This window comes from Mizugakiibacter sp., assembly GCF_039680435.1.
Taxonomy (GTDB): domain Bacteria; phylum Pseudomonadota; class Gammaproteobacteria; order Xanthomonadales; family Rhodanobacteraceae; genus Mizugakiibacter.
This window is the reverse complement of the sequence record NZ_JBDKSX010000047.1, coordinates 1-9,555: the sequence shown is the minus strand read 5'-3', so window position 1 is coordinate 9,555 and position 9,555 is coordinate 1. Positions and strand designations below refer to the sequence as shown.

Annotated in this window: 8 protein-coding genes and 1 pseudogene; 6 read left to right on the top strand and 3 right to left on the bottom strand. The window is 73.2% G+C overall.

What is annotated here, in order from left to right; translation table 11 throughout:
* The 6 genes and pseudogenes from ABFC67_RS05590 to rpoH all read left to right on the top strand — a co-directional run.
* Positions 1 to 234: pseudogene (locus ABFC67_RS05590) on the top strand (hypothetical protein); the annotation flags it as partial.
* 265 nt (positions 235 to 499) lie between these two features.
* A complete protein-coding gene (gene ftsE, locus ABFC67_RS05585; protein ID WP_346737062.1) occupies positions 500 to 1,177 on the top strand; it encodes a cell division ATP-binding protein FtsE in 678 nt (225 codons plus the stop codon).
* On the top strand, positions 1,174 to 2,163 hold the full coding sequence (ftsX, locus tag ABFC67_RS05580; RefSeq protein ID WP_346737061.1) for a permease-like cell division protein FtsX: 990 nt from the start codon (positions 1,174 to 1,176) through the stop codon (positions 2,161 to 2,163). The genes ftsE and ftsX overlap by 4 nt, the downstream gene beginning before the upstream one ends.
* Positions 2,164 to 2,242: 79 nt before the next feature.
* A complete protein-coding gene (locus tag ABFC67_RS05575; protein ID WP_346737060.1) occupies positions 2,243 to 3,082 on the top strand; it encodes a response regulator in 840 nt (279 codons plus the stop codon).
* Positions 3,079 to 3,804: a uracil-DNA glycosylase gene (gene ung, locus ABFC67_RS05570; RefSeq protein ID WP_346737059.1), complete on the top strand. Its 726-nt coding sequence runs from the start codon at positions 3,079 to 3,081 to the stop codon at positions 3,802 to 3,804. The genes ABFC67_RS05575 and ung overlap by 4 nt, the downstream gene beginning before the upstream one ends.
* A gap of 110 nt (positions 3,805 to 3,914) precedes the next feature.
* Positions 3,915 to 4,772 (top strand): RNA polymerase sigma factor RpoH, encoded by an 858-nt coding sequence (gene rpoH / locus ABFC67_RS05565; RefSeq protein WP_346737058.1) that lies wholly within the window; start codon positions 3,915 to 3,917, stop codon positions 4,770 to 4,772.
* A 144-nt stretch (positions 4,773 to 4,916) separates the two neighbouring features.
* Here the strand turns inward: rpoH and ABFC67_RS05560 are convergent, their stop codons facing one another.
* The 3 genes from ABFC67_RS05560 to ABFC67_RS05550 form a co-directional block, all read right to left on the bottom strand.
* Positions 4,917 to 7,091 carry a primosomal protein N' gene (locus ABFC67_RS05560; protein WP_346737057.1) on the bottom strand — a complete coding sequence of 725 codons (2,175 nt, stop codon included), beginning with the start codon at positions 7,089 to 7,091 and terminating at the stop codon, positions 4,917 to 4,919.
* A 421-nt stretch (positions 7,092 to 7,512) separates the two neighbouring features.
* Entirely contained in the window at positions 7,513 to 8,727 is a 1,215-nt protein-coding gene (locus tag ABFC67_RS05555) for a DUF3667 domain-containing protein (RefSeq protein ID WP_346737056.1), read from the bottom strand.
* A partial coding sequence (locus ABFC67_RS05550) for an NAD-dependent epimerase/dehydratase family protein (protein WP_346737055.1) occupies positions 8,724 to 9,555 on the bottom strand: 832 nt, incomplete at its 5' end. The genes ABFC67_RS05550 and ABFC67_RS05555, both read right to left, overlap by 4 nt.

Genomic DNA, 9,555 nt, shown 5'->3' with positions numbered 1-9,555 from the left:
GAAGGCGCGGCGCCCAACGCCGGCAGCGCCGCGCGCCCGTCGCCGCAGGCAGGTGCGCGCCCGGCGCCCGGCGCCGAGGAGCGCGGCGAGCGCCGTCGCCGCGGCGGGCGCGAACGCCCGCGCGAAGAGCGCGCCGCCGCGCCGGCCGCCGCACCGGCGGGCACGGCCCCGGCGACGGCGTCGAAGAAGCCGGGCTTCCTGCGCCGCCTGGGCGCGCTGTTCCGGCGCCGTTGACGCGCGCCGCGTGACCCGCGGGGATGCCCGGGCCTGCCGCACGCGGCGCACCGCTTCGCCTTGCGGCAGCGCCGCATCGTTCCCGCGCCTCGTCCCCCTGCACGGGGAGCAAGACCCTTGCGCAGCAAGGGGCGGGAGCGGGGCGGCATGCCATCGCCCGTCCGCAGCGCGGGCGGCGCTGCCGGTCGGGAGGCTTCCCGGGGCTGGCATGGCGGCGCGATCCCGCTATGCTCGCTGCGGTCGCCCGCACGCATGACGCCGTGACGTGATCCGCTTCGACCAGGTCAGCAAACGCTACGCCACCGGCCAGGAGGCGCTGTCGCAGCTCTCCTTCCACGTCCCCCCGGGCGAGATGGTGTTCGTCACCGGCCACTCCGGCGCCGGCAAGAGCACGCTGCTGAAGCTGCTGGCGCTGATCGAACGGCCCAGCCGCGGCGCGGTGACGCTGGACGGGCAGAACCTCGGCACGGTCCGCGCGCGCGGCGTCCCGCGCCTGCGGCGCAAGCTCGGCATGGTGTTCCAGGACCATCGCCTGCTGCTCGACCGCAGCGTGTTCGCCAATGTCGAACTGCCGCTGGTGATCGCCGGCGTGCCGCCGGAGGAGCGCGCCAAGCGCGTGCGCGCCGCGCTGGACAAGGTCGGACTGCTCGCCTACGAAAAGCAGCCGCCGGCGCTGCTCTCCACCGGCGAACAGCAGCGCGTCGGCATCGCCCGCGCGATCGTCGCCAAGCCGGCGCTGCTGATCGCCGACGAGCCGACCGGCAACCTCGATCCGCAGCTGTCGGTGGAGATCATGCAACTGTTCGCCGATTTCCAGCAGGTTGGCACCACGGTGGTGATCGCCAGCCACGACCTGATGCTGATCAAGCGCATGAAGAAGCGCGTGATCGTGCTCGACCACGGCAAGCTGATCGCCGATCTTGCCGCCGCGGAGGTCGCGTGAGCGCGCGCCGCCGGGACGTCGCCGCCGCCGCGCGCGCCGAGCCTGCTGCGCGGCCGGCCTCGCGCGGGCGCCTGCGCGCCTGGCGCGAGCAGCACGCGTGGTGCTTCGCGGCCAGCGTGCGCCGGCTCGCCGAGCGCCCGCTGGGCACGCTGCTGACCGTCGCCGTGATGGGCTTCGCGCTGGCGCTGCCGTTGGCGTTCTACTTGCTGCTCGGCAACGTGCAGCGCCTCGGCGCCGCGCTGGGCGAAACCCAGGCGATCAGCGTGTTCCTCAAGGCCGACCGCGACGCGCAGGCCGCGCAGGCGCTCGCCGCGCGGCTGCGCGGGCGCGTCGACGTCGCCGCGGTGGCGCTGAAGACGCCGCAGCAGGGGCTGCAGGAACTGGCCGCGCTGGAAGGTTTCGCGCCGGCGCTGGACGCGCTCGGCAGCAACAACCCGCTGCCCTACGTGCTGCTGGTGGAGCCGCGGCCGGAGCTGGCGCGCGCCGCGGTGACGACCCTGGTCGAGACGCTGCGCACGCTTCCCGAGGCCGACCTGGTGCAGGATGACGGCGCCTGGCGCGAGCGCCTCGGCGCGCTGGTCGGCGTCGCGCGGCGCGCGGTGCAGCTGCTCGCCGTGCTGCTCGCGCTGGCGGCGCTGCTGGTGGTCGGCAATACCGTGCGCCTCGACATCCGCTCGCGCGCCGACGAGATCGCGGTGCTGCAACTGGTCGGCGCCAGCGCGGCGTTCGTGCGCCGCCCGTACCTGTACGAGGGGATCTGGTACGGGCTTTGCAGCGGAGCGTTCGCGGCGCTGCTGGTGCTGCTGCTGGAGCTGGCGCTGGCCGGGCCGGTGGCACGCCTCGCCGGCAGCTATGGCGGGCAGCTCAGCTTCGCCGGCATCGCGCTGCCGGTGCTGCTGATGGTGCCGCTGCTGGCGGCGGCGCTGGGCTGGCTCGGCGCGCGTTTGGCCAGCGCGCGCCACTTGGGCGCGACGCTGCCGCGCTAGGGCAGTTGCGGACGCATCGGGGTAGGGTGGGCGGAGCGGGGTCTCGGTCGGTGTCGCCTGGGGCCCCGCGGGGAGCGGAATGGAAACGGGAATCACGCGCCACGTCAGCAGCGAAGCGCCGCGGGTGATGGTGGTCGACGGCTCCAAGGTGGCGCGCCGCCTGCTGCAGCAGGTGCTGGAGGCGCAGTTGCCGGGCGTCGAGGTCGTCGCCTGCGAGAGCGGCGCGGAAGCGCTGCGCCGGCTCGGCGACGGCGCCGTCAACCTGCTCACCACCGCGCTGCGCCTGCCCGACATGGACGGGCTGGTGCTCGCGCGGGAGATCCGCGAGCACGCCGCGCAGGCCTACATCCCGATTGTGGTGGTGTCCGGCGACGTCGAGGAGCGCCTGCACAACCGCACGCTGACCGACGACGTCACCGACTACTTCGACAAGTCGCTCGGCTTCGGCGCGCTGGCCGATTTCATCCGCGGCTACGTGCGCCCCGAGCGGCAGGCCCACGGCGAGGTCCTGTACGTCGAGGACAGCCGCGTGGTCGCGCTGGCGACGCGGCGCATGCTGGAGAAGCACGGCCTGACCGTGCTGCACGTGGTCAGCGTCGAGGACGCGCTGGCGCTGCTGGAAACCGCGCAGGCGCAGGGGCGCATCGGCGCCGACCTGGTGCTGACCGACGTCAACCTGAAGGGCGAGCTGACCGGCGGCGACCTGCTCGACCGCGTGCGCCACCGCTTCCACTACGGCAAGGGCCAACTGCCGGTGCTGGTGATGACCGGCGACGACAATCCCCGGAACCAGGCTGCGCTGCTCAAGGCCGGCGCCAACGACCTGGTGCAGAAGCCGATCGAGGAACAGTTGCTGATCACCAAGCTGCTGTTCCAGCTGCGCGTGTCGCAGCGCTTGCGCGCGACGGTGTCGGCGTGAGCGAGGTCGGCAACGAAGCCGACGCGCGGCTGCGCCTGGAGCCCTCCTGGAAGGCGCGCCTCGGTCACTGGTTCGCGCGGCCGGAGATGCGCGCGCTGGGCGAGTTCCTGCGCGCCGAGAAACGCGCCGGCAAGACGATCTATCCGCCCGGTCCGCAGATCTTCGCCGCGTTCGACGCCACGCCGTTCGAGGCGGTGAAGGTGGTGATCCTCGGCCAGGATCCCTACCACGGCCCCGGCCAGGCGCACGGGTTGTGCTTCTCGGTGCCGCCGGGCGTGCCGCCGCCGCCGTCGCTGGAGAACATCTTCAAGGAGATCCAGCGCGACCTCGGCGTGCCGCGCCCGGACCACGGCTGCCTCACGCCGTGGGCGCATCGGGGCGTGCTGCTGCTGAACGCGGTGCTGACGGTCGAGCGCGGTCAGGCCGGCTCGCACCAGGGCAAGGGCTGGGAGGGCTTCACCGATGCCGCCATCGACTGCCTCAACCGCGAGCGCGAGGGGCTGGTGTTCATGCTCTGGGGCAGCTATGCCCAGGCCAAGGGGCGACTGATCGACAGCCGTCGCCACCTGGTGCTGAAGGCCCCCCATCCCTCGCCGCTGTCGGCCCACCGCGGCTTCCTGGGCTGCGGTCATTTTTCCAGCGCCAACCGCTACTTGCAGGAGCACGGCCAGGCTCCTATCGACTGGTCGCTGCCGCCCCGCGCCGCGCTCGTGGCCGCTTGACGCATTTCCTGTACGGTGTGGTATAGTTATCCGCGTCGCGGGAACTGCCCGCGATGATTAGCACTCCAACTGTTCGAGTGCTAAATTTCGGTCGTCAGGAGGTGCCACGCATGTCCCAAGCCCTGGTCGCCAGCAATCTGCCGATTCCCAGCGTCGTCGGCAGCCTCGATGCCTACATCTCGGCCGTGCATCGCATCCCGGTGCTGAGCCTCGAGGAAGAGCAGGAGCTCGCGCAGCGCTACCGTGGCGCGGAGGACCTCGCCGCCGCCAAGCAGCTGGTGCTCTCGCACCTGCGCTTCGTGGTGCACGTCGCGCGCGGCTACAACGGTTATGGCCTGCAGCTCGCCGACCTGATCCAGGAAGGCAACATCGGCCTGATGAAGGCGGTCAAGCGCTTCGATCCCGAGCAGGGCGTGCGCCTGGTGTCGTTCGCTGTGCACTGGATCCGCGCCGAGATGCACGAATTCATCCTGCGCAACTGGCGCATCGTCAAGGTCGCCACCACCAAGGCGCAGCGCAAGCTGTTCTTCAATTTGCGCAAGTCGAAGAAGCGCCTCGGCTGGATGAACGCCGAGGAGGTGCGCACGGTGGCGAAGGAACTCGGCGTGCCCGAGGCGACCGTGCTGGAGATGGAGGCGCGCCTCAACGGCCACGACATCGCCTTCGACGCGCCGGCCGACGCCGACGACGACGCGCGCCCCGCGCCGGTCGCGTACCTGGTCGAGCAGGGCGCCGACCCGTACGAGTCGGTAGCCGACGCGGACCAGGAAGAAAACCAGATCGAAACGCTGCAGCAGGCGCTGGGCAAGCTGGATGCGCGCGCGCGCGACATCGTGCAGCGCCGCTGGCTGGCCGAGGACAAGGCCACCCTGCAGGATCTGGCCGGCGAGTACGGCGTCTCCGCCGAGCGCATCCGCCAGATCGAGGCGAACGCGATGAAGAAGATGCGCGCGCTGTTCGTGGCCTGAGCGCGACGACATCGATGACCCTGCCGACGGCCCCTGCGTGGGGCCGTCGCCGTTTCCGGCTCGCCGTAGCGTGCGCTTCGCGCACGCGCGGTGTCGTCTCGTGCGCAGCGCGCACGCCACGTGGCGGTCCCGCGCTCCGCGCGCCTAGTAGAGATCGACCGGATCCACGTCCAGTGACCAGCGCACGCGTCGCGCCGTCGGCAGCGCGGCCAGCGCCGCCTGCCATGCGGGCAGCGCGCGGCGCAGCGGCGCGCGCGTGTCCGCTTCCAGCAGCAATTGCGCGCGGTACTGGCCGGCGCGGCGCGCCATCGGCGCGGGCATGGGGCCGCTGATGCGCAGCTCCGCATCGGGCGGCAGCGCGGCCGCGGCCGCGGCGAGGAAGGCATCGGTCTGTTCGGATCGTGCCGCCTGCACGCGCAGCAGCACCATGTGCGCATAGGGCGGCAGTTGCGCGGCGCGGCGCTCGTCCAGCATCGCCGAGGCGAGCGCGGCGTAGCCGTCGCGCAGCAGCGTCGCCAGCAGCGGGTGGTCGGGATGGTGCGTCTGCAGCCAGACCGCGCCTGGCTTGCGTGCGCGGCCGGCGCGCCCGGCGACCTGCACGATCTGCTGGGCGAGGCGCTCGCCGGCGCGGAAGTCGACGCTGTACAGGCCCTCGTCGACGCCGACCACCGCGACCAGGGTCAGGTTCGGCAGGTCGTGGCCCTTGGCCAGCATCTGCGTGCCGACCAGGATCGCCGCGCCGTCCGCGGGCAGGCCGCCGAGCAGCGTCTCGAACGCGTCGCGCCGGCGCGTGGTGTCGCGGTCGATGCGCACCACCGGCACCTGCGGAAAGCGCGTGGCCAGCGCTTCCTCGAGCCGCTCGGTGCCGTGGCCCTGCGGCTTCAGCGCGGTGCCGCCGCATTCGGGGCAGGCGGCCGGTGCCGGGCGCTCGCCGCCGCAGTGATGGCAGGCCAGCACGTTGCGCGCGCGGTGCAGCGTCATCGGCTTGTCGCAGCGTGGACAGGCGGCGTGCCAGCCGCAGGCGTGGCACAGCAGCACCGGCGCGTAGCCGCGCCGGTTCTTGAACACCAGCGCCTGCTCGCCGCGGCCGAGGCAGTCGTCCAGCGCGGCCAGCAGCGCCGGCGACAGGCCGTGGTCGAGGCGGCGGCCGCGCACGTCCAGCACGCGCAGCGCGGGCGGCCGCGCCGCCGCGGCGCGCGTGGCCAGGCGCAGGTGGCGGTAGCGTCCGGCGGCGGCGTTGGCGAGGCTCTCCAGCGACGGCGTCGCCGAACCGAGCACGATCGGCACGCCGCGCGCGCGCGCGCGCACCAGCGCGAGGTCGCGCGCGTGGTAGCGGAAGCCTTCCTGCTGCTTGTACGAGGTGTCGTGCTCTTCGTCGACCACGATCAGGCCGAGATCCGGCAGCGGCGCGAACACCGCCGAGCGCGTGCCCAGCAGCACGTGCGCGCCGCCGCGCCGCGCGCGCAGCCAGGCGCGCGCGCGTTCGCCTTCGGCGAGGTTGGAGTGCAGCACGTCGACCCGCTCGCCGAAGCGCTCGCGCAGGCGGCGTACGGTCTGCGGCGCCAGGCCGATCTCCGGCACCAGCAGCAGCGCCTGCCGGCCGGCGGCGAGCGCGCGCTCGATCAGCGCGAGATAGACCTCGGTCTTGCCGCTGCCGGTGACGCCGTCGAGCAGGAACGGCCGGAATGCGCCGGCCGCGGCGGCGATCGCGTCCACGGCGGCCTGCTGGTCGGCATTCAGCGGCGGGGCTGCGGACGTCGCGGGTGCCGGCGGCGCGTCCGCTTCGCCGCGGGCGACCAGGCCGGCGGCGGCGAGGCGTCGCGCCGCCGCGCGCCAGCCGGGCAGCCGTGCGTCGAGTTCGTCCGCGCGCTGCACGCCGTCGGCCAGCGCCAACAGCAGCGCCTGGCCGGCGCCGCGGCGGCTGCGCGCATCCAGCGCGCTGCGGCCGGCCGGCCGCAGCGCCCACGTCTCCGCGCCCAGCGACGGCAGCGGCTTCGCCTCGCGCAGCGCCTGCGGCAGCGCGTGCAGGAACACCTCGCCGGGCGCGCCCAGCCAGTAGTCGGCGGCCCAGCCGAGGCTGGACAGCAGCTCCGCGTCCAGCAGCGGTGCGGGATCCAGCGCCCCGATCACGCGCTTGAGCTGCTCCGGCGGCAGCGCGCTTGCCGCGGCCGTCCCGATCACGATGCCGACCCGCCGCCCGCGTCCGAACGGCACCAGCACCCGGCTGCCCGGCGCGACCGCATCCGCCCCGGCCGGCGGCAGGTAGTCGAACAGCCGCGGCAGGGGCACCGGCAGGGCAACGCGCAGGACGGGGGGCATGGTCATTCCCGGGATGCGGCGAGTGTAGCCGGGCCGCGCGTTGCGGCCCCGGCCGGCCCGCCGCCGCCTGCTGCGCAGCCCCCGCGCAAGCCGCGATAAGTGGCTGCCAGCGTGCATGAATCACATTTATCCACAAGAGCTGTGGATAAACCTGTGGGTGAACGGCGGATTAGCTCGCGCCAAGCCGCGCCACGGCGTGCGTCTGCACGACTTGGCGAAGATTTAACCAACATCGAATATCAATGAGAAATCAATTGGATACGTCGTAGGCCCGGCGCAGGTTCCGGCCGGCCGGGCGGGCCGGCGGCGCCGACACCCGGCGGTTTTGATGCTGTGCACAACGCCCATCCGGGAAGCGGGCCGGAGCGGCGCGCGCCCGCCGCGCCGTGCGCGCCCGAGGCCTGCGGCGGCGCGGCGGCGATCAGGTCGTCGCCAGGCTGACGATGAATGCGGCGGCCAGGCCGAAGCTGATCAGCACCGTGTAGCACAGGCCGATCACGCCGTACTTCAGCACGGTCATGAACCAGCCCTGGCCGTAGACCCGCTTCTGCATCAGCAGCAGGTACAGGAACAGCCAGATCCAGGCCGCGACCGAGACCCAGCGCAGCGGCGTCATCAGCCAGGCCGCGTGCGCGTGCGCCCAGCCGCCGAGCAGGCCGAACAGGACCAGCAGCAGCATGGTGAGGAAGATGAACGCGTGGCTGTGCAGGGCCACGACCAGGTGCTCCATGTAGAGCCGGCGCTTGAACAGGTAGAACAGCTTCAGCATCACCGCGAACAGCGGCATCACCACGAACAGCGTCTGCGGCAGCACGTTCATCAGGCCGAGGATCACCGGCTTGGGGTCGTGCCGCATCTGCTTGACGTTCTGCAGCGCATGCGCGATCGCGTCGTTGAGGCGCTGGCTGGCGATGCTGGGCAGCCAGCCGATGCGGATCGGATTCTTCACCGCGTCCCAGGCCGGGCCGCCGCCGAAACTGATTTCGGGCAGCGTGTCCTCGCTGGGCCTGGCGGCCGTGGCCGCGGCGGGTTCGGGCGGCGGCGGCAGGCCCTTGGCCTTGGCGTCGGCGACGGCGCGCAGGTAGGCGCGCCGCCGCTCGGCCTGGTCGCGCACCTTCGCCTCCGCCTTGGCCAGCCCGGCGGCGGCGCCGGGCACGTTGCCGACCGTCTGCTGCGCCTCGCGCAGGCCACGCAGCGCGGCCTGCTCGTCGCGGTCGAGGTCCTCCAGGCTGGTTGCTTGCGCGATGCGGCTGCTGCCCGTGGCCGAGTCGCGGCCGTCCAGGCGGAGGCCGCCGCCGAGGTCGCTCGCGGCCAGCGTCCACTGGATCATCAGGAACGCGACGATGCTGAGGAAGAAATACAGGCGCACCGGGGTGACGTAGCGCTGGCGCCGCCCGGCGAAGTACTCGCGGGTCAGGAAGCCCGGGCGCAGCAGCAGCGGTCCCAGCGTGCGCAGGATGCGCGAATCGATGTTGAAGACCGTGTCGACCAGGTCGGCGAGCAGCCCGGACAGCGGACGCACCATGCCGCGCACCGGTTGCCCGCAGGCGTAGCAGTACGGGCCGCTCAGCGGCGCGCCGCAGTTGGCGCAGCCGCGTGCGGGGGAAGTGGCGGGGGCTGGATTCGGCGTGTTCATGGCGGATGCAGGAGGCCCTGGACGCGCAGCCAGGCGATGGTGTCGCGCACCAGCACCGGCAGCGGGGTGTGATGGTAGCCGAGTGCGGCGATCGCCTTGCGGTCGTCGACCAGCATGCGCTGGCACGCCAGGGCGACGCCGTCGCGGCTGATTTGCGGCTCGCGTCCGCTGACCAGGGCCAGCGCCTCGCCGAGGTGCGCGTACAGCATCAGCAGGCGGCGCGGCAGCGCGCGCTTCGGCGCCGGACGGCGCAGTTCGTGCGCGATCAGCCCGGCCAGTTCGAGGAAGCCGGCCTGCACGCCGCCGAGCAGGTAGCACTCGCCGTTGCCGCCGTACGCCGCGGCGGCGAGGTGCGCGCGCGCGACCGCGCGCACGTCGGCGAAGCAGCCGCTGCCGGGCGGCACGCCGGGCAGCCGGCCCTGGTCGATCAGCAGCGCCAGCCGCGCCCAGTTGTGGCGGTCGCCGGGGCCGAGGATGTGCGACGGTTGCAGCACCACCGCCTCGATGTCGCCCTGGCCGGCGGCTTCCAGCACCAGCTTCTCGGCCAGCGCCTTGCTGCGCGCGTAGGCGATCGGTTCGCGCAGCGCGCCGCGCGGCAGCGCCTCGAAGATGGCCTGCTGCTCGACCGCGCCGTACACGGCGACGCTGGAGGTGTAGACGAAGCGCGCCACGCCGGCACGCCGCGCGATCTGCAGCAGCGTGCGCGTGCCGTCCACGTTGGTGCGCAGTTGGGCGGCGGCGCGGCGCCGCCAAAGCGTGGTGTCGGCGGCGACGTGGAAGATCACGTCGGGCGCCGGGCGCAGCGCGGCGGCAAGCCGGGACGGGTCG

Excerpts from the sequence above, each read along its gene's own strand:
- ABFC67_RS05575 (WP_346737060.1), top strand. The coding sequence starts at position 2,243 with ATGGAAACGGGAATCACGCGCCACGTCAGCAGCGAAGCGCCGCGGGTG.
- rpoH (WP_346737058.1), top strand. The coding sequence starts at position 3,915 with ATGTCCCAAGCCCTGGTCGCCAGCAATCTGCCGATTCCCAGCGTCGTC.
- ABFC67_RS05560 (WP_346737057.1), bottom strand. The coding sequence starts at position 7,091 with ATGCCCCCCGTCCTGCGCGTTGCCCTGCCGGTGCCCCTGCCGCGGCTG.
- ABFC67_RS05555 (WP_346737056.1), bottom strand. The coding sequence starts at position 8,727 with ATGAACACGCCGAATCCAGCCCCCGCCACTTCCCCCGCACGCGGCTGC.